We start from the raw sequence: 22,356 nt of genomic DNA on the forward strand, positions 1-22,356 counted from the left end.
CTGCCTGCTCTGGCCGGCCTCACCGGCCACCGCCACCGAACGCGCCCCCGTCGGCTGGGCCTCGGCCGGCTCCGGCACCACCGGCGGGGCGGGCGGCAGGACCTGGACGGTGGACACCCGCGCCGAACTCAGGACCGCCCTGGCGAACGACGGCGATCCCACCGCGCCCAAGGTCATCCGAGTCGTCGGTGACATCTCCGGGCACGAGGCGGACGACGGTTCCCTGCTCGGCGAGCAGGACTACGCGCCCGGATACGACCTCGGAAAGTACATGTCCTGCTTCGGCGAGGACGGCGCCGTCTGGTCCGACACCCGCTACGACCACTGCAAACAGCAGCGGCAGCTGCGCCAGACCGGGTCGAACAAGGAGAAGGCGCAGATCCAGCTCACCGTGCCGAGCAACACGACCCTCGTCGGCGTGGGCCGGGACGCCCGGCTGCTCGGGGTGTTCCTGACGGTGAACACCGGCAGCAACATCATCGTGCGGAACCTGCGTCTGGAGGCGCCCGTCGACCACTTCACCAGCTGGTCCCCGGGCGACGGCGCACGCGGCAGCTGGAACGCCCGCTTCGACGCGCTCACCGTGATCACCGGCAAGAACATCTGGATCGACCACTGCACTTTCACCGACGGCCGGTTCCCCGACCGCGAGGCGCCCCTGGGCTTCCACGGCGAGCGCGTGCAGCGGCACGACGGACTGCTGGACATCGAGGACGGCTCCGACTTCGTCACGGTCTCCGACAGCCGGTTCGTCGATCACGACAAGGCGATCCTGATCGGGTCGGGCGACGGACGCGGCGACCGGGACCGACCTCAAGGTGACCTTCGTCCGCAACCTGTTCAGCGGCATCGTGCAGCGCGCCCCGCGCGTCCGCTTCGGGCAGGTGCACGTCGTCAACAACGTCCACCGGGGGCAGGAGCCGCTCTACGCCCTGGGCGTCGGCGTGGAGTCCGCGATCTTCTCCGAGCGCAACGTCTTCCGGTATCCGGGGGGAGGACCGTCCCTCGCCGTCGCGGACTACGGGGGCGATCGGTTCCGTGACACCGGCTCCTGGTTCAACGGCCGGCCCGCCCGGCTGAACGCCGTGGCGAGCGGACTCGGGCTCGGGACCGACGTGGGCTGGGATCCCGCCGATGTGTACGACTACCGCGCCCTGACGTCCCCGTCGGCGGTCGAGAGGTACGTGCTGCGGCACGCCGGGACAGGGAGGTCGTATGGGCACCCATGAGCCGCTCGGCCGGCGGACGTTCGTGGTCGGGGCGAGCACGGCCCTGCTGGCCGGGGGAGCGGTGGGCGGGGCGGAGGCCGCGGTCGTGGACGGCCCGCTGCCCGACTTCCACCCGGCGCTGAAGGACGCCCTGACCTTCCCGCTCGCCTGGGGACGTTCCCCGATCCGTGACTTCCGCACCTGGCGGCGTGCCGCCCGGGCCACGGTCGAGGAGCACCTGCTCGTCGAGCGGCAGGACGGGACGCCGTACGCCCCGGAGGTCGCCGGTCGTGTTCAGGGGGAGGGATACACAAGGGAGTTGGTCACCGTCTCTCTCACCCGCTACGAACGCGTGCGCGGCGCCCTGCTCACCCCGCACGGCCGCGGGCCCTTTCCCGCCGTGCTGCTCCTGCACGACCACGGCGCCAGGTTCGACATCGGCAAGGAGAAACTCGTCCGGCCCTGGTACGACGACACCCGTCTCGCCTCCGCCCGGTCCTGGGCGGACAAGTACTTCAGCGGGCGGTTCGTCGGCGACGAACTGGCGCGGCGCGGCTATGTGGTGCTGTGCCTGGACGCGCTCGGCTGGGGCGACCGCGGGCCGCTCGCCTACGAGCAGCAGCAGGCCCTCGCCGCCAACTTCTACAACCTCGGCTCCTCGCTCGCCGGGCTCATGGCCCGGGAGGACCAGCGGGCCGCCGCCTTCCTGGCGGGACTGGACCGGGTGGACGCCCGGCGGGTCGCGGCCGTCGGCTTCTCCATGGGCGCCTACCGCGCCTGGCAGGCCGCCGCCCTCAGCGACCACGTCGCGGCCGCCGCGAGCGTGTGCTGGATGACCGGACTGAAGGAGATGATGGTGCCCGGCAACAACACGCTGCGCGGGCAGTCGGCTTACTACATGCTGCACGCCGGTCTCGCCCGGCACCTCGACATCCCCGACGTGGCGAGCATCGCCGCGCCCCGGCCGATGCTGTTCTTCAACGGCGGGCTCGACACGCTGTTCCCGGCCGAGGGCGTACGGGTCGCGCATGACAAGCTGCGTGCCGTCTGGCGGTCGCGTCACGCCGAGGAGCGGATTCGGACGAAGACGTGGCCGGAGCTCGGCCACGTCTTCACCCGCGAGATGCAGGACGAGGTCTTCAACTGGCTCGACGACGTCCTGTGAGACTCATCGCCGTACCGGCTTGATGCCCTCCAGCGTCGGCACCACCGGCTTGATGCTGCCGTCGGCCGCGAACTCCATGCGGTCGATGGTGGTCTCCCGGTGCATGCCGTCGCCGCCCGGCCTGCCGGGGCCGTTGAGGGCGAAGCGGTGGTAGACCATGTACCAGTCGTCGGTGCCCGGCGTGTTCACCACCGAGTGGTGACCGGTGCCGAGGATGCCGTACTCGGGCCGCTTCTCGAGGATCGTTCCGCGCTTGGTCCACGGGCCGAGCGGGGACGGACCCGTCGCGTACGCCACGTGGTAGTTCTCGCTGCGGGTGTCGTCCTCCGACCACATGAAGTAGTACGTGCCCTTCCGCTTGATCACGAAGGAGCCCTCGCGGAAGTTGTCCGGGGTGATGTCCTTCACCTTCGACGCGTCGAACGACACCATGTCGTCGTTCAGCGGCACGACGTACCCGCGGCCGTTGCCCCAGTACAGGTAGGCCTGGCCGTCGTCGTCCGTGAAGACCGCCGGGTCGATCATCTGACCCTTGAGCGCCCCGCCCTTGGCGACCAGCGGCTTGCCGAGTGCGTCCTTGAAGGGGCCGGCGGGGGAGTCGGCCACCGCCACGCCGATCTGCTGCTCGGCGCAGAAGTAGAAGTAGTACTTGCCGTTCCGCTCGGCGATCGCGGGTGCCCAGGCGTTCTTGTCTGCCCAGGTCACGTCGGGCCCGAGGTCGACGATGACGCCGTGGTCCTTCCAGTGGACCAGGTCCTTCGACGAGTACGCCTTGAACTTGGTGCCGCTCCAGCCCTGGAAGCCGTCCGTCGTCGGGTAGATCCAGTATCTGCCGTTGAGATAGTGGACGTCCGGGTCGGCGTTCAGGCCGGGCAGGAGCGGGCTGCGGGTGCGGACCGCCTCGAGCGTCCAGGTGCGCTTGGTGCCGTCGGCCGCTGTCACGGTGTACTTCTGCGGCGTGCGGAAGTCGCGTCGGGTGCCGGACTTCGGGCTCAGCGTGGCGCCCTCACCGACCCACAACTTCGGGGCGAGGCCGCGCAGATCGGCGTCCGGTTCCATCGGGAGGACGACCTTCGAGGCGCTGTCCGTGACGATGGAGTAGCCCTTCTGGTGCTTGGCGGTCGCGTCCACCACGGAGGCGGGAGAGCTCGGGTAGGCCGCCAGCAGCCGGTCGTACTCCTGCTGTGTCACCGGCAGCACCGTGCCATGCCGGGGGCTCGCCGGGAGCTGGTAGTCGGTGGACGGGGCCCACTTGCCGGAGGCGAGGTCGGTGGTCTCGAAGGGGACGTAGCCGCGGCCGCCGTACTCGTCGATGAACAGGTACCACTTCTTCTCGGTGTTCGACTTGAACACCGTCGGGCCCTCGCCGCGGTCCATCGCGCCCTTGCCGATGCAGTCGGCCACGAAGTCGTACTTCGTCGAGGTCAGGGACGTCGACTTCTCACCGGTGATGAACTTGGAGCAGGGGCTGGAGGAGCTGGGGTCGCGCTCGTCCTTGGTGTAGCGGTAGTACTCGTCCTTGTACTTCACGACCGTGGAGTCGATCACCGAGTAGCCCGGGTCGTTCCAGACCTTCGGCTCGCTGAAGGTGCGGAAGTCCTTGGTCGTCGCGTACATCATCTTGTTGTACGTGTTGCCCTTGTGGTCCGGGTCGTCGTCGGCGTACAGCTTCGACGCCCAGAACACGACGTACTCACCGAGCTCGTCGTCCCAGTAGGCCTCCGGGGCCCAGGTGTTGCCCGCGTTGTCCGGGGAGACCTTCACCAGACGCTGATCGGTCCAGTGGACCAGGTCGGTGGACTCCCAGACCATGATCGACTTGCTGCCGTGCCGCTGCACCTGGTCCCAGCTGCCGCTGGAGTTCTGGTACATCCGCAGGTCGGTGGCGATCAGGAAGAACTTGTCGCCCTCGGGGGAGCGGATCACGAACGGGTCGCGCAGGCCCTTCTCGCCGATCGTCGACGTCAGGACCGGCTTGCCGGCGTTCAATTCACGCCAGTGCAGCGCGTCGTTGCCCCGGCTGAGGGCGTAACGGATCTGCTCGCCGTCGGCGGTGCCCTCGCCCGTGAAGTAGGCGAAGAGATAGCCGGCGTACTTGGAGTGCTTCACGGGTGGTGCTCCGGAGTCCGCGGCGCCCGGTGGCGCCGCGAGAAGGGTCAGGAGGAGGCCGGTCAGGGCCAGGAACGGCAGCAGGAGCGTGCGGGGGCGCATGACACTTCCTGTCGGAGTCTGGGGGATTCTGTTGGATAGCGGCCCTCGGAGTTTCACCGGCCGGGGACAGGGCGTCAACGGGTGTGCATGAGGCCGGTGGTTCCGAAACTTTCGGAGACTCGGCCACACCCGTGCACATGACGGCGGCAACCCTTTCGGTACGCAGCGGCGACTGCTGCTCGGAAACGGTCCGGAGCGGGCCCCTCGCGGACCGTTTCCGTCCCCGTCGCCTAGGAAAGGAACGCTCCGTGCTGCTCAGCCCCGGACGCCACCGCAGGACCCGCACGCTCGCCATCGCCGCCGCGGTGGTCTGCGCCTCGGGGGCGGGCGGCGTCTGTCTCGGGCTCTCGGGCGGCGGCGCGCGGGCCGCCTCGTCGACGGTCACCGTCTCCACCACGGCCCAGCTCGAAGCGGCCGTGAAGAACGCCACCGCCGGTACGGTCATCCAGGTCCGCGGCGGCACCTACCATCCGGCCGCGACCCTCAAGTCCACGGCGAACGGCACGAGTTCCGCCCGCATCACGCTGCGGGCGTACGAGGCCGAGAAGGTCCGGATCGACGGGTCGAAGCTGCCCGACGGCTCCTGGCTGGCCGGCATCCACGGCGACCACTGGACCGTGGAGAACCTCGCCTTCGTCAACTCCCCGGCCCAGGGCTTCGTCGCCACCTCCTCGGCCGGCGGTGTCTTCAGGAACCTCGTCACCGCGGACAACGGCGACTCCGGCTTCACCCTGCGTGGCGACGGCACCACCGGCAACCTCGTGCAGAACCTGGACAGCCACGGCAACTACGACGCGACCGGCCATGGCCAGAACGCCGACGGCATCGCCGTCAAGTTCGGCTCCGGCACGGGCAACAGGATCACCGGCGCCCGGCTGTACGACAACTCCGACGACGGCCTCGACCTGTGGCAGTTCTCCTCACCGGTCACCATCGAGCACTCCTGGGCCTTCGGCAACGGCGAGAAGCGCTGGAGCGGCCCGGCCTTCGAGGGCAACGGCAACGGCTTCGAACTGGGCGGCGGGGGAGCGTCGGTCGCCCATGTCGTCAACAACAACGCCGCCTGGGACAACACGCTGCACGGCTTCACCGAGAACTCCAACACCGGCGCCATCGCCGTGAACCGCAACACCGCGTACGCCAACGCCCACAACGGCTTCTCCTTCGCCACAGGCAAGGCCCGTCTCGGCAGGAACCTCGCCGTGAGCGACAAGGGCGGCCCCGCGAAGCTGGGCTCCGCGGCCGTCTCCGCCGGCAACAGCTGGGACAGCGGCGTCGCCACCCCGCCCTTGAAGTCGACGGACGCGAACAGCGCGTACGCCGCGCGCGGGGCGGACGGCTCCCTCCCCGCGACGACGTTCCTGACGACCGGCTCCACGGCCATCGGGTCGGCGATGGACTAGCGCGTGTCTCTCCGGCTGGTCACCGGCAGGTATCCAGCCAGCGGGTGACCAGGGAGGTGTCGTTCTTGTCGGCGTCACGAGCCGGACCGCACAGGAACGGGCCGAAGCGGGTGTCGGCACGCAGCCACAGGCTGAAGAACGACACGATCCACTTGCCCTGCCTAGTCTTGTCGCCGTAGCCCGTCATCGGGCACAGATGGTCGCCCGGTACCTCGATGTAGAGCTTCTCGGCCCGGGACATGGAGTTGTACCAGGGCACCGCGAAGGTGTCGCCGTGGGCGACGGGGTCGCTCTGACAGGTCAGGAAGAAGGTGGGTTCGGTGACAGAGGAGAAGTTCCCGTTCGGGTGGTACGGGGCAGTCGGCACGCCCGCCCGGAAGCGGGGGTCGTCCCGGAGGGCCGCCATGACGCCACCGCCGCCCATCGAGTGACCGGCCGCGCCCAGGGTGCCGTTGAGCTTCCCCGACAGCGGGGTGCGGGGGGCCTTGCCGAGCGCGAGCAACTGGGTGCCCGCGGCCCTGATCTGCCGGCCGCGCGATTCGGGATCGTCGGTGAGTGTGTTCGTTCCGACGTTGATGACGACGAAGCCCCAGGAAGCGAGACGGGGTGCCAGCCACCGCAGGTTCTCCTGGGTGCCCTGGTAGCCCGGCATCAGCACGACGCCCGGGTACGAGCCCCTGGCCGAGGGATACGTGACCGTGCCCGAGCCGTACCCGCTCGGGCGGGGAACGGTGTAGGTGGCGGTGGCCAGCGGCCCGTCGGCGGCCTCCAGGGAGGCGGTCGTCGGGGACGGGATGCCGGCGGCGGTCGCCGGCGCGGCCGTGGCCGTCAGCAGGGTCAGCGCCAAGCCGATGGTGGTTGCCCATGCGACCAGCGCCCTCATGGGACGGGACCGGGTGTGTAACGGCGCGCTGGTGCCGGTGGAACGACTGCGGGAACGCATTGCTCTACCTCCGGATGCGATGAGAGCGGCCGGCTAGCGGGACTGAGCGAAGAGCCAGTCGATGACCACGTCGTTCTCGTACGTCTGGGCCCACGACAGATGCGGGCTCACCGGTGTCGTTCCGGCCGTGTAGCTCGTGAACAGCACATGGCTGCGCGCGTCACGGGCCTGCCGCAGGAGGGCCCGTGACCGGGCCTCGAACTCTGTCTTCGGCAGGTCGTTGGCCCACTCCCCGCGGGTGACCCGCGCACCTGCGGTCTCCAGTGCGTTCATCAGGGTCCAGGTGCCGGGGTTGCCGAACCGGCCCTCCCGGTAGGGGACGACCGGGTCGTCGACCGAGTGGTCGGCCCAGATCGGGATGTGCGTGATCCTTTCCATGGCGGCAGCGTCGCCCCAGCCGGCCGTGGGCAGGGCGGCCGCGAACACGTCGGGCCGTTTGGCCAGCAGGCTGTAGATGCCGCGACCGCCCGAGGACAGGCCGACCAGATACAGCCGGCCGGTGTCGACGTGGCCCGAGTGCTCCCGCACGAAGGTGTCGATGAGTTCGATCAGCGCGCCCTGCACCTTCGCGTCGGTCCAGTCCGTGCCGTCGGGTCCGTCCATGGGACGCGGCAGGGGAATCTGCGGAGAGAGGACGAACGCGGGGTTGCGTCGCTGTCGTTCCGGCTTGGCGAACGTGACCGCGATCTGGTTGGAGGTGAGCTGGGTCATGTTGTTGTCCGCGACCTCGCCACCGCCGTGCAGGGTGACGACGAGCGGGTACCGGGTGCGGGTCCGCGGGTTCCGTCGGAATCCCGCGGGCTGGTACAGCCGGAAGTCCAGTTCGAAGCCTGCGGAGTCGGTGAAGGAGCCGGCGGTGAAGTCGTCGGCCACGGGCGTGATGACGTCGTCGTTGCGGTGCGCGAACGGACCGGCCTGCAGGACCGTTTCACCCTCCGGGCTGCGCACGTCCGCCACCTGTCTGACGGAGTAGGCGCGGTCCAGCGGAAGGGGATCGGTGGTGCCGACCGCTCTCGCGTTGGCGTCCTTCGGATCGAGCTCGACGATCAGGCGGTCCCCCGGTCGTCCCGGGCGGGAGCGGTCGTCCACTTCGGCGGAGGTGTTGGAGTAGACCCGGGTCACCGTACGGGCCGCTGTCCGTCCGCCCACGGTGGCCTGCACCTGGAAGGCGGTGGGCGGGACCGTCCCGCCGCGTAAGTCGATGCGGTGCGCGTACTGGAGGGCGACCGCCGTCACCAGCCAGTTGTTCCTCGGCGTCACCTGCGTCAGGAGGTCCGTCCGCAGGACCGGACCGGGTCCGGAGGCCGCTTGCCGTCCGTCGGACGGGGCTGCCGTGGCCGACGTGCTCACTGCCGGTGCCGCGACCGCACCCGCGGTGACGGCGAGCACCGTACGTCTGGGGATCGATCTCATGGGTCCTCGTCTCGGTCATGGTGCTGGGGGGCGGGCCGAGGTATTACGCGAGAGTTTCGGAGCACTGCCGGATCGCTGTCCAGCATCAAACCGAGATCTGTCCATGCGATACGCGCATCAATGCGAGGGGCGCGCCCTGAAGGCACGACGACGCCCCCGCCGGTTCGCACCGGCGGGGGCGTCCTGCCGACCGGCCGAGGGGGGCTCGGCCAGGGCTGTCCGGCCGTCCGGAGGGGGGCTCCGGAGGGCCGGGGTGCCGGAACGTCCGGCTGGGGGCCCGGACACCCGGCATCCGGCCGGCCCAAGGGGGGATCAGGGCCGGCCGGAGTTCACACGTGCTGCGGCATCACTGGTAGCTGATGTCCGAGGCCTTGAACTTGCAGGTCTTGCCGTCCGGGCCGGGCGGGGTCAGCTCCTTGGGCTCCTTGCCCGTGTTGTTGCCCTCGAAGCGCACACACGTCTTGATCTTCTTCTTGCTGTCGCCGTGGATGCGGATCTTCGACAGCGTGGCCGTGTCGCCGTAGTTGGCGTTCACGCCGACGATCGAGTTCATCGGCGCCGTCACGTCGATGTCGTTCAGCACGACCGTGCGCTTGTACTGCGTCTTGCAGTTGCCGCAGGAGCGCACCAACTTCCCGGCGTTCTGCACCTGGAAGCCCGACACGTTCAGCGTCCCGGCGCCGTTGAACTGCAGCACCTTGTCGTCGGCGTTCTTCGCGCCACCGCCGATCACCTTGTACACGGCCGACGACGACTTGCCCTTGAAGCTGGCCGCGTCCTCGCCGACATCCGTCCACCACACGTTCTGCAGCGTGCAGCTGCCCTTGCAGTGCACGCCGTCAGCGGCCGGGGTGCCGATGATGACGTTCTTGAGGACCGCGCCGTCCGCCAGTTCGAAGATGGGGTCCTGGCCCTCGTCCTGGCTGTCACCGCCGAGCGCGCCGGTGCCGTAGAACATCTTCATCCCGCCGTCGCGGACACCGGAGACCGCGATGGTCTCCGACACGGGCGTCTTGCCCTTGTCCGTCGGCCAGGAGGTCGCGGCGCCCGCGGTGGACAGCAGCGACGTGGTGACGACCGCCGCTCCCGTGATGCCGAAGGCGGCTAACCCGGCGGTCACCGCCCGTCGCTTGGTGACCCGGCGGCGGTGGCGGACGCGCTGTTCTGCTGGTGCAGTCATGTACCGATTCCTCATTGGGGGGTGAATCTTGCGTCTGGTGGTCGCCACCCGCGAGGAAAGGGTTGCCGCGTCTTCAGGAATTTTTCACGAGTCGTCGTCGGCGTCGTCCACGGCCGCGAAACCGCCGCCCACGGACAGCCGCTGCGCGCCGGCGGCGCCTGTCACCGCGTAGCGGTCGGCGCCGGCGTCACGGCCGCCGCGCTCGTGGTCGAACTGGCCCGCGAACACCCACTCGCCCGCCGGGACCTTGCGGCCCTCCTTCAGTGTCCAGGTGTAGACGAGGAAGCCGTCCTGCTCGCCGACCGTGAGCGTGAAGTCCTGCTCGGGCAGCGACCGCCAGGCGCCCGCGTCGGAGACCCCGCCGGTCTGCGCGACGCTCAACCGCACGGTCAACGCGGTCAGTTCCTCGCGGGTCTTGATCGTGACGTTGCTCTGCGCCCAGAAGTCGTTGCTGTGCGGGTCGACCGAGCCGTCCGACCACAGCGGCCCGTCCTCGGTGGCGGCCGGCGGGCGCCCGGTGACGGAGGTGCTCGGCGTCCGCGAGGGCGGCGGAGCGGACTCGCGGCGCTCCGGCGGGGCCGACGGCGTGGGATCCACCGGCGGCGCGGGGGCCCGGCTCGTCGCCTCGGGCGACGGCGTGGGCGTCGGGGAGGTCGCCACGTCCTGCTGCTGCGGGGCGGTGGTCTCCTCCTTCACCGCGGACGCGACCGCGTAACCGCCCACGGCCAGCACACCCGCCACCGCGGCCGTCGCACCGGCCACCCGCATCCACCCGAACACCGGCGGACGCGTCGCCCGGTGGCCGGAGCCGGCCGGACCGGCCATGCCGCGCTCTACCCGGGCCAGGATCTGTTCCCTGTCGGGCTGGTGCGTCCCGGCCGCCTCGTGCAGCCGGGCGCGCAGCTCCTCGTGCACGTCCCGCCGCATGGTCATCGGTCCCTTCCTCCGCCCTCACCGGTGCGCGCCCGCAAGCTTTCCACGACCGGCGAGCAGCGGGGAGCGCCCACCGCCGCGTGCATCCGCTGCGGCACTCCCTGTGTGCCCAGCAAACGCTGGAGTTCGGCCATTCCCTTGGAGGTCTGGCTCTTCACCGTACCCACCGAGACGCCGAGGGCGAGCGCGGTGTCCTTCTCCGAGAGGTCGAAGGCGTGCCGCAGCACCACACAGGCCCGCTTGCGGAACGGCAGTCTGCGCAGCGCCTCCTGGACGTCGACGACGCCCGCGATGTCCGGGTTCTCGGTGTTCTCCTCGCGCTGCGACCAGAACAGGGCGATGCGCCGCCGCTCGCGCACGGCGCTGCGGATCCGGGTGCGGGCCAGGTTGGCGACCACACCGCGCGCGTACGCCGCCGGATGGTCGGCCGCGCGCACCCGGTCCCAGCGGTGCCACAGCGCCAGCAACGCGTCCGCCGCCAGATCGTCGGCGGTGTCCGACTCGCCCGTCAGCAGATGGGCCAGGCGGGACAGTTCGGCGTAGTGACGCTCGAAGAAGGCGTGGAACTCCACGGAGGCGGCGTCGTCGACGACTGTGCCCACGGGCGACCTCTCCTCGCAGCGGCTTCGGGCACTCCGGGCTGGGGTGCCGGTGAGTGTCATGTAGATGACATGTGATCATCCGGGGGAGGTCCGGACGAGATCGGGAAGCGTAGCAGCGTTCTCAGGACGGTTCGTACGGAGCTTCGAACAGCGTATGGCCGGCCGGACTCTGATTCCGTAACACGAAGAAAACCTGAACGTGGTTCAACGCGGGAACAATCCAGCCAGCATCCGCACACCGATCACCCAGGCACCGAGGAGCACTCGCCATGTCCGAAACGCAGAAGGTGGCCGACCGGCCCGACGCCGCACCACCGGCGGTGAACAGCGTCGACCGGTTCTTCAAAATCTCCGATCGGGGATCCACCTTCGGCCGCGAGATACGCGGCGGCTTCGCCACGTTCTTCACGATGGCCTACATCCTTGTCCTGAATCCCATCATCCTGGGCAGCGCGAAGGACAAGTTCGGGCACCAGCTGGACGCCGTCCAGCTCACCACCGCCACCGCCCTGGTGGCCGCCGTCATGACGATCATCATGGGCGTGGGCGGCAATCTGCCCCTCGCCCTCGCCGCCGGACTCGGCCTGAACGCCGTGGTCGCCTTCCAGATCGCCCCGCTGATGAGCTGGGACGACGCGATGGGCCTGATCGTCCTCGAAGGCCTGCTGATCTGCGTGCTGGTGGTGACCGGTCTGCGCGAGGCCGTCATGCACGCCATACCCCAGCCCCTCAAGCAGGCGATCAGCGTCGGCATCGGCCTGTTCATCGCCTTCATCGGCTTCGTCGACGCCGGGTTCGTCAGCCGCATCCCGGACGCCGCGAACACCACCGTGCCGGTTCAGCTGGGCGGCACGGGAACGCTCACCGGCTGGCCGATTCTCGTCTTCTGCCTCGGCGTTCTGCTGACGATCGGCCTGCTCGCCCGCAAGGTCAAGGGCGCCATCCTGATCAGCATCGTCACCATGACGGCGCTGGCCATAGTGATCAACTCCATAGCCGACATCAAGACCTGGGGCCTGACCACGCCCTCTTGGCCCGACCAGCTCGTCGACGCCCCCGACTTCGGACTCATCGGCCACTTCGACCTGTTCGGCGCCTTCAGCGCCCCCGGCGTCGGCGTCATCACCGTCGTCCTGCTGGTCTTCACGCTGATCCTGTCCGACTTCTTCGACACCATGGGCACGGTCGTCGGCATCAGCGCCGAGGCGGGCCTGCTCGACGAGGAGGGCAAGGTCCCGAACCTCGGCCGGGTGCTGCTGATCGACGGCGCCGCGGCCGTCGCGGGCGGCGCGGCCTCGGCCTCCTCGGCGACCTCCTACATCGAGTCCGCCGCCGGTGTCGGCGAGGGCTCGCGCACCGGCTTCTCCAACCTCGTCACCGGCGGCCTGTTCGGCCTCGCGCTGTTCCTGACCCCGCTGCTCACCATCGTCCCGCTCCAGGCGGCCGCCCCCGCCCTGGTCGCCGTCGGCTTCCTGATGATGACCCAGGTCAAGCACATCGACTGGGACCGCTACGACATCGCCATCCCCGCGTTCCTCACCATCGCCGTGATGCCGTTCACCTACTCCATCACCAACGGCATCGGCGCCGGCTTCCTCGCCTACGTCGTCATCAAGACCGTGCTCGGCAAGGCCAAGGAGGTCCACTGGCTGCTGTGGGGGACCTCGGCGCTGTTCCTCGTGTACTTCGCGATCGACCCGATCGAGCAGCTCCTGGGCGCCAAGTAGCAAGAAGGGCCGCCCCCGGGGGGAGGGGGGCGGCCCTTCTCGTCTCTACAGACGGATTGTCGGCAGCTGAGGTTCAGTCCTTGAGCGCCGCTTCCATCATCGCCTTCGCGACCGGCGCCGCCAGGCCGTTGCCGCTGACCTCCGAGCGGGCCGCGTTCGACTGCTCGACGACGACCGCCACGGCGACCTCCTTGCCCGACGAGTCGGACTTCCCGTACGAGGTGAACCAGGCGTACGGCACCTGGCTGTTGTTCTCGCCGTGCTGCGCCGTACCCGTCTTGCCGCCGACCGTCGCGCCCGGGACCTGGGCGTTCGTGCCCGTGCCCTTCTCCACGACCGTCTGCATCGCCGACTGCAACTGCTCGGCCGTCGAGGAGGAGACGATCTCCTTCGAGCCCGCGTCGTCGTCGTAGTCCTGCAACACATCACCGCCGCTGTCGGTGATCTGCGAAACCATATGCGGCGAGACCAGCTTGCCGCCGTTGGCTATGGCCGCCGACACCATGGCCATCTGCAGGGGCGTCGCCGTGACGTCGAACTGGCCGATGCCCGTCAGAGCCGTCTGCGACGGGTACATGTCCGAGGGGTACACGCTCGTGTAGGCCCTCACCGGCACATCCAGCTTGTCGTCGTTGAAGCCGAACTTCTCGGCCATCGCCTTCACCTTGTCCTGACCCAGCTGGACGGCCATCTTCGCGAAGACGTTGTTGCACGAGTACTCCAGCGCCGTACGGATCGTGGCGTTCGTGCAGGGCGCGTTCGGGTTCTCGTTCGACAGGTCCCTGGTCGTGCCCGGCAGCGTGTACGGGTCGGGGCTGGCCGTCCTCTCGTCCACCGACGAGTACAGCCCGTCCTCCAGCGCCGCCGCCGCCACGACCAGCTTGAACGTCGAACCCGGCGGCAGCGGCTGCCGCAGCGCCCGGTTGACCATCGGCTTCTCCGGGTCGGTCGTGAGCTTCTTCCAGGCCACCCCCGCCGTGTTGGCGTCGGTCAGCGACGAGGGGTCGTACGAGGGCGTCGACACGACCGCGAGTATCTTCCCGGTCTTCGGGTCGATGGCGACGGCCCCGCCCTTCTTGTCGCCGAGCGCGTCGTACGCCGCCTTCTGCACGTCCGGGTCGATCGTCGTCACCACGTTGCCCGGATCGGCCCGCTGGTTGGTGAGGGTGTCCATCACGGACTTCAGACGGCTGTCCGTGCCGTTCAGGAGGTCGGTGTAGATGCCCTCCAGCTGGGTCGGCGCGTACGCCTGCGAGGCGAAGCCCGTCACCGCCGCGTACAACTCGCCGTCCGTGTACGTGCGCTTGTACTTGAGGTCGCTGCCCTTCGTCGGCGCCGAGCCGGTGACCGACCGGCCGCCCACGATGATGTTCCCGAGCGGCGCCGAGTACGTCAGAATCGCGTTCCGCCGGTTGTCCTTGTCGTCTGCGAGCGCCTGGCCCTCGTAGAACTGCACCCAGGTCGCCCTGACCAGCAGAGCGAACACCAGCAGCAGCGTGAAGACCGACGCGCGCCTGATCGTCTTGTTCATCCCGAACTGGAAGACGAGCCAGGTGGGGCGGATCGTTCCCACCCGTCCCGTTTTCTCATCCGGCGTTCAGAAACCGTGCCTCGTACGCCGCGATGACCGCCTGCGTGCGGTCCCGGGTGCCCGTCTTGGCCAGTACCGCCGCCACGTGTGACTTCACCGTGGCGGGGCCGACCTCCATGCGGCGGGCGATCTCCGCGTTGGTCAGCCCCTGCGCCATGTGCCGCAGCACCTCCCGCTCGCGTCCGGTGAGCTTCGCCACCCACTGCGGCGGCGCCGGGTGCGCGCGTGCGTGCTCCGTCGCGAGCGTGCGGACGGCCGCCGGGAACAGCAGGCTGTCACTGCGCGCCACCAGCCGGACCGCCTGCACCAGCGCGTCGGCGTCCGCCCGCTTCAGCAGGAACCCGGCGGCTCCGGCGCGCAGCGCCTCGTAGACGTAGGAGTCGTTCTCGAAGGTCGTCACGACGATGATCCGGGGCGGCTCGCCCAGGGTGGCGAGGATCTGCTCGGTGGCGCGGATGCCGTCGACCTCCGGCATGCGGACGTCCATGAGGACGACGTCCGGCCGCAGGTCCCGGACGACCGACACCGCCTCCGCGCCGGTGGCCGCCTCACCCACCACCTCCAGGTCCGGCTCGGCGGAGAGGATGGCACGCAGCGCGGTGCGGACCATGCGCTCGTCGTCGGCGAGGACGACACGGATGGGGGCGGGGCGGGTCATACGGGTCCTTTCATCGGCAGACGTACGTGCAACCGCCAGCTCTTCCCGGCCGGTCCGGACGAACCGGCGGCCGGTCCCGCCGTCATGGTCCCGCCCAGCAGCCTGACCCGGTCCGCGATGCCGCGCAGCCCGTGGCCGCCGCCGGGGCGGGAGGACGCGGGACCGGTGACGGTGGCGGGGCCGGTCACCGGATTCTCCACGGTGATCTCCAGCGCTCCGCCCGTCACCGCGATCCGCACGTCCACGGCGACCCGGTCGCCCGCGTGCCTGAGGGCGTTGCTCAGCCCCTCCTGCACGATCCGGTAGGCCTCCCGGGACAGCAGCGCGGGCAGCGCCTCCAGATCGGTGCGGACCGTGGCCGTCACGCGCTGTCCGCCCGCCCGGGTGCGACGCAGCAGCCCGTCGAGGTCGGCCGCGAGCGTCGGCGCGGGGGCCGTGCCTGGGGCGTCGCCCTCGCGCAGCACGCCCAGCACGGCGTCGAGTTCGCCGACGGTGCGCCGGGTCGTGTCCTCGATCGCGGCGAGGGCCTCGCGGACGAACTCCGGGTCGGAGTCCAGGACGCGGCGCGCCGCGCTCGCCTGGAGACCGACCGCGCTGAGCGCGTGGCCGACGGAGTCGTGCAGCTCCCGCGCCAGCCGGTTGCGTACGGCCAGGTCGGCGGCGCGCGCCTCGGCGGCCGCGAGCCGCCCCTCGGGAGACGGGCCGAGCAGCGTCGGCGCCCAGCGGGCCAGCAGCGCGCCGCCGCCGGCCGCGCACCCCGCCAGGGCGACGAGCATCGCCGCGCCCGCGACCGGCGCGAGCGCCAACGTCCAGGCGTGGTCGAGGACTTCGGGAAGCCCGAGCCGGGTGCCGCCCAGTCCCGCGGCGACCGGCAGCGCGATCAGCACGACGGCGAACGGCGGCACGGCCAGCGACATCCCGGCGATGATCCCGCCGAGCCCGAGATGCAGCGTGAACCAGCCCGCCGTACGTCCCTTCTCGCCCCGCGTCCGCGCCGGCCCGAAGGCGAGCCGGTCCGTGTCGACACCGCACAGCCAGCGCACGGCGGCGGCCTCCAGCGGCCGGGTCAGCGGGAACAGGGACGTCACGGCGGCGAGCGGCAGGCCCACGCCGAAGGAGGCGAGCTGGAGCGGAAAGGACGCGAAGACGTCCGCGCCGCCGGTGGCCGGACCGATGATCACCGACCCGACCAGGACGTACGGCATGGCGAGCGCGCCGCCGAGGATGAGATGCACCCAGCGCAGCCGGGCCCGCCGGCCGAACAGCGACCGGGCGGCCCGTCTCACGCCGCCCGCCGCGCGGCCCTGGCCGAGCGCTCCGCGAAGAAGTAGACGCCGATGGCGGCGACGAGGAAGCCGACGAGCATCTGACCAGCGTAGGCGAGGCTCATCAGCGGCGTCGGACGGTCGGCGATGTCCTCGGCGCCGCCGAGGGAGGCGAGCGACAGCCAACCGCCCCAGCAGGCCACGGCGCCCGAGCCGACCCAGGCCAGACCGAGCGGCACGGCCACGGGCAGCGCCCGGCCCCGCCGGAAGGCCAGCAGGAAGCCGCCGGCGACGGCCGCGAGGAGGAACACGACGAACACCGCTTCCAGGACGTGGACGTCCGCGCCCCGGTCCGCCGCCCGGCCCTCGCTGAGCCCGGCGGTGCCGCCGCAGGCCCACAACACGTGGAGGACGAGCGGCAGCAGGGCGAGCACACCGGCCGCGACGGCCAGGGCGCGGTGGGCCGGCCCCGCGACCCCCACGGGCAGCTCCCACACCCGCCCGCGCCACAGGTGCCCCCAGCGGTCGCGGGCGTAGAGCATGAACAGGGCGCCCAGCGCGAGCCCTTGGAGGATGAACCCCGTGTAGACCACGGTGAACACCCACTCCTCCAGGAAGGCCTCCTGGCCCGGAGACTCCGCGCTCCCTCCGCCGAACGCCCTCACGACCAGCTGCGCCGGGAACCCGGCCATGATCGGCGCGAGCAGCCCGGTGGCCACCCAGACGGGCAAGGCCAGGAGCCACGCGGGCACCCGCAGCCCCCACGGCCGGGTCAGCACCAGCGCCAGCACGATCACCGCGCTGTCCAGCAGCACGGAGAGACTGTTGATCACGGCCATGCCCACCCGGTCGTCGAGCAGCCCGCTCCCCTCCGGGATGCCGATGTGGCTCCCGGCGATCCACGCGGCCTTGAGCCCGAGGTAGGGCACGCAGGAGAGGACGGCGACGGCACGCAGGAGTCGCCGGGGGCGGCTGAGGCCAACGGCGGGGCGGGAAGCGATCGACTGAGGCATGCGATCAGGCTCGCGCCGGACAGGCTCCCGCCACCTCCTGCGCGATGACGATCCGTCTCCGCCGGACGGGGGAGGGCGGCTCAGTCCTCCAGGATCAGCACGGTCTCGTCGATCTCGGCGCCCCGGGCCTGCGCGTACCCCCGGGCCGAGGCGACCGCACGGAACCCGCACTTCTCCAGCACGCGCAGCGAGCCCGCGTTGTCCGACGCCGCCCGTGCGTACAAGGGGCGCTCGGGCACCTCCGTCAGCAGCGCCCGCAGGGCCGCCGTGGCGATGCCCTTCCCCCAGTACGCGCGGTCGACCCAGTACGTCACCTCACGTTCGCCCGCCACGCCGTACACCGCCGCGCTGCCGACCACGTCCCCGTCGGCCAGGACGGTCCGCACCACGTCGAACGAGGACCGGATCTTGGCCCAGTGGGCGTCGAAGGCGTCCCGGTCGGCCGGGTCCTTGGGAACGAAGGCCGCCATACGGAGCGCCTCCGGGTCGTTCATCTGCCGGAAGAAGACCGGCAGATCGCTGTCGTGGACCTGGCGCAGCTCGACGTTCATGCCTCAGAGCCTACGGGTGGCCAGTGTCAGCCGGTCCCGCGCGTCGAACAGTGCGTCCTTCACCAGCTGTTCGTGCGCCGGCGTGAGCCGCGCCACCGGAACCGAGCAGCTGATCGCGTCCCGCGCCGGCGTGCGGTACGGGATCGCCACGCCGAAGCAGCGCAGCCCCAGCGTGTTCTCCTCGCGGTCCACGGCGAAGCCCTGCTCCCGGACCTGGTGCAGCTCCTCGATGAGCTTCTCGCGGTCGGTGATCGTGTTCTCGGTCAGCGCGGGCAGCGTCTCCGGGAGCATCTTGCGGACCTGCTCGTCGGAGTAGGTGCTCAGCAGCGCCTTGCCGAGGGACGTGGAGTGCGCGGGCAGGCGGCGGCCGACCCGGGTGAAGGGACGCAGGTAGTGCTGCGACTGGCGGGTGGCGAGGTAGACGACGTTCGTGCCGTCGAGGCGGGCCAGGTGGATCGTCTCGGTCGTGTCGTCCGAGAGCCGGTCCAGCGTCGGGCGGGCCGCCGCCACGACCTCGTCGCCGTCGATGTACGACGTGCCGACCAGCAGGGCCCGCACCCCGATGCCGTACCGCGTGCCCGTCGCGTCCGTCTCCACCCAGCCCAGCTCGACGAGCGTGCGCAGCAGCATGTAGAGACTGGACTTGGGGTATCCGACGGCCTCCTGGACCGCCGCGAGCGAGTGCATACCGGGACGCCCGGCGAAGTATTCGAGCAGTTCAACCGTTCGTACCGCGGACTTGACCTGCGCCCCGCCGCCCGTCTCGCCAGCCGACATCGCCCTTGACCCCTTCGTTCGACGGGAAATAGTCTCCACAGCATATTCATCATCAGAGACAGCGTTCAGTATATCGAACGTCCCTGGTGGATGACCCAGTACTGCGGCATTACATGTGTGGAGGGACCCGCGGTGGCAGCAGCACCAGTCTGGAGTGTCGACCCCCGAACCGGGAAGCAGCGTGAACAGGTTGCGGTGGAGGCCACAGCCCAGGAGGTGGACGCCGCCGTCCGCGCCGCGCACGAGGCGCGTGGCTCGCTCGCCGACCGTACCGTCCGCGCGGCCTTCCTGCGCAGCGCCGCCGAGGAGCTTGAGGCGGCCAAGGACGGTCTCGTCGAGACCGCCGACGCCGAGACCGCGCTCGGCCCGGTCCGGCTGACCGGCGAGCTCGCCCGCACCTGCTACCAGCTGCGGGCCTTCGCCGACATCGTCGACGAGGGCGCCTTCCTCGACGTCGTCATCAACCACCCCGACGACACCGCGACCCCGCCCATCCCGGACCTGCGCCGCTACAAGGTGCCCCTGGGCGTCGTCGCCGTCTACTCGGCCTCGAACTTCCCCTTCGCCTTCTCCGTCGCCGGCGGCGACACGGCGAGCGCCCTCGCGGCCGGCTGCCCCGTCGTCGTGAAGGCCCACCCGGACCATCCGGCCCTGTCCGAGTACGTCGCGAAGGTGCTGCGCCGCGCCGCCGCCCGGCACGACATCCCCGAGGGTGTCCTCGGGCTGGTGCACGGCTTCGAGGCGGGTGTCGAGCTGATCAAGCACCCGCTGGTCGCCGCGGCCGGCTTCACCGGTTCCGTGCGGGGCGGGCGTGCGCTGTTCGACGCGGCCGCCGCGCGTCCCGTGCCGATCCCGTTCCACGGCGAGCTGGGCTCGCTGAACCCGGTCGTCGTCACCGAGGCCGCCGCCGCCGAGCGGGCCGAGGCGATCGGCTCGGGCCTCGCCGGTTCGATGACGCTGGGTGTCGGCCAGTTCTGCGTGAAGCCGGGCCTCGTCCTCGCGCCGTCCGGCGCCGCCGGTGACGCCCTGCTGAAGTCGCTGACCGACGCCGTCAGCGACACCGACGCCGGGGTCCTGCTCGACCACCGCATGCGCGACAACTTCGTCGCCGGTGTCGCCGAGCGGGCCGAGCTGCCTGACGTCGACTCCCCGGTCACCCCGGGGGCGGGCGGCGAGCACACCGTCAGCGCGGGCTTCCTCACGGTGCCGGCGAGCAGGCTGGCGCAGGAGGGTGAGCACGACCTGCTCCTGGAGGAGTGCTTCGGGCCGGTCACCGTGGTGGCCCGCTACGAGGACGAGGACGAGGTGAAGGCCGTGCTGTCGCGGCTGCCGGGCAACCTCACGGCGACGGTGCAGCTGTCCGAGGAGGAGGCCGCGGGGCAGGGCCGGGGCGCGGAGCTTCTGCAGGAGCTGACGCCGCTGGCCGGGCGTGTGCTGGTGAACGGGTGGCCGACGGGGGTCGCCGTCGCGCCGGCTCAGCATCACGGGGGGCCGTACCCGGCGACGACGTCTACGTCCACGTCGGTGGGCGGTACGGCGATCGAGCGGTGGTTGCGGCCGGTTGTCTACCAGAACGCTCCGGAGGCGCTGCTTCCGGCCGAGCTGCGGGATGAGAATCCGTTGGGGCTGCCTCGGCGGTTCAACGGGCGTTTGGAGCGGTAGCGCCGTAGGGGTGCGGTGAGTTGCGGGGGTGGCGGTTCGTTGGGGTTGATCGCGCAGTTCCCCGCGCCCCTGGAGGTCGGACCTGGAAGACTGAGTTGGATGGATCTGGAACTTCCCGAACTTCCTTTCGCTCTGCGCACATACGGGCCCGAGGCCCACTGGTCCTATGAGGACGGGGTGCTCACCGGGTGGGCCGGGGCGCGGCAGGATCGGTTTGTGCCGCCCACGGGGGAAGGGCTGGACCCCGCTTCCGACGCGCCGCGGCTGCTGGGGGCGCCCGAAGGGGACTTTCAGCTGATCGCGCGGGTCACGGTCGGGTTCGGTGCCGCGTTCGACGCCGGGGTGCTCTACGTCCATGTCGGCGAGCGCGCCTGGGCCAAGCTCTGTCTGGAGTACTCCCCGGACGTGCCCACCGTCTGCACGGTGGTCACCCGGGGGCACTCCGACGACGCCAACTCCTTCACCGTCGACGGCAGTTCCGTCTGGCTCCGGGTGAGCCGCACCGGCCGCGCCTTCGCCTTCCACGCCTCCCGCGACGGTGAGCGCTGGACCTTCGTCCGCCTCTTCACCCTCGGCGACGAGAAGGAGACGGGCGCGGCCCTGATCGGCTTCATGACCCAGTCGCCGATGGGGGAGGGCTGCGTGGTGACGTACGACCACATCGAGTTCAGGCCCCACTGGCCGAACGACCTGCGCGACGGGAGCTGAGGCGTGGTGATGATCCGTACCGTCCTGCCCGCAGAGGTGGAGGACATCGTCGCACTGCACGCGCGATCCCGGGCGACCTACTACCCCGACGGGCTGCCGCAGGACGGCACCGACTGGCTCGCCGCCTGGCGAAGCGCCCTCGCACGACCGGACGGCCGGGTGCTGTGCGTCGAAGAGGCGGGACGCATCGTCGGCCTGGCCTCCTTCCGCACTCCCGAGGGCGTCCCGGCGGACACGGTGAAGCTGTTCCAGTTCCACGTCGACCCGGACCGCTGGGGCCGCGGCGTCGGCAGCGCCCTGCACACGGCCTGCGTCGAGTCATGGACATCCGGCGGCAAGCACACGGCCGTTCTCGAGGTGCACGTCGACAACCGGCGGGCGCAGCGGTTCTACCGGCGGCACGGGTGGGCGCCGGAACCTGCCGAGCCGGGGGATCACCACCTGACGATGAGGCTCCCCCTAACCGCGGAATGAACCCAGCTGTTTGAATGTTCACCAACTCGGCGGAGGGAGCCTCCGCACCCCGGACGAGCTGGAGAGAGCCGAAGACATGCGCGTCGAGATCTGGAGCGACATCGCCTGCCCCTGGTGCTACGTGGGCAAAGCCCGCTTCGAGAAGGCGCTGCGGGAGTTCCCCCACCGCGACGACGTCCAGGTGGTGCACCGCTCCTTCGAGCTGGACCCGGGCCGCGCCAAGGACGACATCCAGCCCGTGATCACGATGCTCACCAGGAAGTACGGCATGAGCGAGGCCCAGGCCGAGGCCGGTGAAGACAACCTCGGCGCGCAGGCCGCCGCCGAGGGCCTGGACTACCGCACCCGGGGCCGCGACCACGGCAGCACCTTCGACATGCACCGCCTGCTGCACTTCGCCAAGGAGCAGGGGCGCCAGGAGACGCTGCTCGACCTGCTGTACCGGGCGAACTTCGCCGAGGAGCGCTCCGTGTTCAACGACGACGAGCGGCTGGTGGAGCTCGCCGTGGCCGCCGGGCTGGAGGCGCAGGCCGTCCGCGCGGTGCTCGCCGATCCCGGCGCCTACGCCGACGACGTCCGCGCCGACGAGCGCGAGGCCGCGCAGCTGGGCGCGAGTGGTGTGCCGTTCTTCGTGCTCGACCGCACGTACGGCGTCTCCGGTGCCCAGCCCGCGGAGGTCTTCGCCCGGGCCCTGGCCCAGGCGTACGGCGAGCGCTCGTCCCTGACGATCGTCGACAGCGGTGACGCGGACGCCTGCGGGCCGGACGGCTGTGCGGTGCCCCAGCGCTGAAAACGCAGGTCGGGGCATATCCATAAGCGCTCCTTAGCGGCATCACGCAGAAATCGGCAATGGACGGGGAGATCCAGGGGAC

19 protein-coding genes and 1 pseudogene are annotated in these 22,356 nt (G+C 70.6%); 8 read left to right on the forward strand and 12 right to left on the reverse strand.

Going from position 1 to position 22,356, the window contains the following annotated elements; all coding sequences use genetic code 11:
* Nucleotides 1-271 precede the first annotated feature (271 nt).
* Both ACIBL4_RS16130 and ACIBL4_RS16135 read left to right on the forward strand, forming a co-directional pair.
* A pseudogene (locus ACIBL4_RS16130) lies at nucleotides 272-1,229 on the forward strand (polysaccharide lyase family 1 protein).
* The gene (locus tag ACIBL4_RS16135) at nucleotides 1,216-2,373 is read left to right on the forward strand and encodes a dienelactone hydrolase family protein (protein WP_399410370.1); all 1,158 of its coding nucleotides are present in this window, start codon (nucleotides 1,216-1,218) and stop codon (nucleotides 2,371-2,373) included. The pseudogene ACIBL4_RS16130 and the gene ACIBL4_RS16135 overlap by 14 nt, the downstream one beginning before the upstream one ends.
* A gap of 3 nt (nucleotides 2,374-2,376) precedes the next feature.
* Here ACIBL4_RS16135 and ACIBL4_RS16140 read toward each other — a convergent pair whose 3' ends face one another.
* Nucleotides 2,377-4,584, reverse strand: a complete 2,208-nt coding sequence (locus ACIBL4_RS16140) for a family 43 glycosylhydrolase (protein ID WP_399410372.1) — start codon at nucleotides 4,582-4,584, stop codon at nucleotides 2,377-2,379.
* Between the two features lie 248 nt (nucleotides 4,585-4,832).
* On the opposite strand from ACIBL4_RS16140, the gene ACIBL4_RS16145 reads away from it, so the two are divergent.
* Complete coding sequence (locus ACIBL4_RS16145) at nucleotides 4,833-5,987, forward strand: right-handed parallel beta-helix repeat-containing protein (protein WP_399410374.1); 1,155 nt, start codon at nucleotides 4,833-4,835, stop codon at nucleotides 5,985-5,987.
* Between the two features lie 19 nt (nucleotides 5,988-6,006).
* Here ACIBL4_RS16145 and ACIBL4_RS16150 read toward each other — a convergent pair whose 3' ends face one another.
* The 5 genes from ACIBL4_RS16150 to ACIBL4_RS16170 all read right to left on the reverse strand — a co-directional run bounded on the left by ACIBL4_RS16150 (nucleotide 6,007) and on the right by ACIBL4_RS16170 (nucleotide 11,058).
* Nucleotides 6,007-6,870, reverse strand: coding sequence for a triacylglycerol lipase (locus tag ACIBL4_RS16150; protein ID WP_399410376.1), 864 nt, complete (start codon nucleotides 6,868-6,870; stop codon nucleotides 6,007-6,009).
* 93 nt (nucleotides 6,871-6,963) lie between these two features.
* A complete protein-coding gene (locus ACIBL4_RS16155) occupies nucleotides 6,964-8,343 on the reverse strand; it encodes a prolyl oligopeptidase family serine peptidase (protein WP_399410378.1) in 1,380 nt (459 codons plus the stop codon).
* Nucleotides 8,344-8,689: 346 nt separating this feature from the next.
* Nucleotides 8,690-9,523, reverse strand: coding sequence for a pectate lyase (locus ACIBL4_RS16160; protein WP_399410380.1), 834 nt, complete (start codon nucleotides 9,521-9,523; stop codon nucleotides 8,690-8,692).
* Nucleotides 9,524-9,607: 84 nt separating this feature from the next.
* Entirely contained in the window at nucleotides 9,608-10,456 is an 849-nt protein-coding gene (locus ACIBL4_RS16165; protein WP_399410382.1) for a hypothetical protein, read from the reverse strand.
* The gene (locus ACIBL4_RS16170) at nucleotides 10,453-11,058 is read right to left on the reverse strand and encodes a SigE family RNA polymerase sigma factor (protein WP_399410384.1); all 606 of its coding nucleotides are present in this window, start codon (nucleotides 11,056-11,058) and stop codon (nucleotides 10,453-10,455) included. Before ACIBL4_RS16170 ends, ACIBL4_RS16165 begins: the two co-directional genes overlap by 4 nt.
* A gap of 269 nt (nucleotides 11,059-11,327) precedes the next feature.
* Here ACIBL4_RS16170 and ACIBL4_RS16175 point away from each other — a divergent pair, with 269 nt between their 5' ends.
* Nucleotides 11,328-12,785: an NCS2 family permease gene (locus ACIBL4_RS16175; RefSeq protein ID WP_399410386.1), complete on the forward strand. Its 1,458-nt coding sequence runs from the start codon at nucleotides 11,328-11,330 to the stop codon at nucleotides 12,783-12,785.
* A gap of 73 nt (nucleotides 12,786-12,858) precedes the next feature.
* Here ACIBL4_RS16175 and ACIBL4_RS16180 read toward each other — a convergent pair whose 3' ends face one another.
* From ACIBL4_RS16180 to ACIBL4_RS16205, 6 genes are all read right to left on the reverse strand, one after another.
* Nucleotides 12,859-14,316 (reverse strand): peptidoglycan D,D-transpeptidase FtsI family protein, encoded by a 1,458-nt coding sequence (locus tag ACIBL4_RS16180; RefSeq protein WP_399410600.1) that lies wholly within the window; start codon nucleotides 14,314-14,316, stop codon nucleotides 12,859-12,861.
* 55 nt (nucleotides 14,317-14,371) lie between these two features.
* Complete coding sequence (locus ACIBL4_RS16185) at nucleotides 14,372-15,034, reverse strand: response regulator (RefSeq protein WP_399410388.1); 663 nt, start codon at nucleotides 15,032-15,034, stop codon at nucleotides 14,372-14,374.
* Nucleotides 15,031-16,320, reverse strand: a complete 1,290-nt coding sequence (locus ACIBL4_RS16190) for a sensor histidine kinase (RefSeq protein WP_399410390.1) — start codon at nucleotides 16,318-16,320, stop codon at nucleotides 15,031-15,033. The genes ACIBL4_RS16185 and ACIBL4_RS16190 overlap by 4 nt, the downstream gene beginning before the upstream one ends.
* Nucleotides 16,317-17,312 carry a hypothetical protein gene (locus ACIBL4_RS16195; protein WP_399410392.1) on the reverse strand — a complete coding sequence of 332 codons (996 nt, stop codon included), beginning with the start codon at nucleotides 17,310-17,312 and terminating at the stop codon, nucleotides 16,317-16,319. The genes ACIBL4_RS16190 and ACIBL4_RS16195 overlap by 4 nt, the downstream gene beginning before the upstream one ends.
* 80 nt (nucleotides 17,313-17,392) lie before the next feature.
* Nucleotides 17,393-17,863 carry a GNAT family N-acetyltransferase gene (locus ACIBL4_RS16200; RefSeq protein ID WP_399410394.1) on the reverse strand — a complete coding sequence of 157 codons (471 nt, stop codon included), beginning with the start codon at nucleotides 17,861-17,863 and terminating at the stop codon, nucleotides 17,393-17,395.
* A 3-nt stretch (nucleotides 17,864-17,866) separates the two neighbouring features.
* On the reverse strand, nucleotides 17,867-18,640 hold the full coding sequence (locus ACIBL4_RS16205; protein ID WP_010037854.1) for an IclR family transcriptional regulator: 774 nt from the start codon (nucleotides 18,638-18,640) through the stop codon (nucleotides 17,867-17,869).
* A 132-nt stretch (nucleotides 18,641-18,772) separates the two neighbouring features.
* Between ACIBL4_RS16205 and ACIBL4_RS16210 the strand changes: the two genes are divergently transcribed.
* The 4 genes from ACIBL4_RS16210 to ACIBL4_RS16225 all read left to right on the forward strand — a co-directional run bounded on the left by ACIBL4_RS16210 (nucleotide 18,773) and on the right by ACIBL4_RS16225 (nucleotide 22,274).
* On the forward strand, nucleotides 18,773-20,302 hold the full coding sequence (locus ACIBL4_RS16210) for an aldehyde dehydrogenase (NADP(+)) (RefSeq protein WP_399410396.1): 1,530 nt from the start codon (nucleotides 18,773-18,775) through the stop codon (nucleotides 20,300-20,302).
* Nucleotides 20,303-20,401: 99 nt separating this feature from the next.
* A complete protein-coding gene (locus ACIBL4_RS16215; RefSeq protein WP_399410398.1) occupies nucleotides 20,402-21,010 on the forward strand; it encodes a DUF1349 domain-containing protein in 609 nt (202 codons plus the stop codon).
* Nucleotides 21,011-21,019: 9 nt separating this feature from the next.
* Nucleotides 21,020-21,484 (forward strand): GNAT family N-acetyltransferase, encoded by a 465-nt coding sequence (locus tag ACIBL4_RS16220; protein ID WP_399410400.1) that lies wholly within the window; start codon nucleotides 21,020-21,022, stop codon nucleotides 21,482-21,484.
* 76 nt (nucleotides 21,485-21,560) lie between these two features.
* Nucleotides 21,561-22,274, forward strand: coding sequence for a DsbA family oxidoreductase (locus tag ACIBL4_RS16225; protein WP_399410402.1), 714 nt, complete (start codon nucleotides 21,561-21,563; stop codon nucleotides 22,272-22,274).
* The last annotated feature ends 82 nt before the right edge of the window (nucleotides 22,275-22,356 follow it).

This window comes from Streptomyces sp. NPDC050416, assembly GCF_044458845.1.
Taxonomy (GTDB): Bacteria; Actinomycetota; Actinomycetes; order Streptomycetales; family Streptomycetaceae; genus Streptomyces.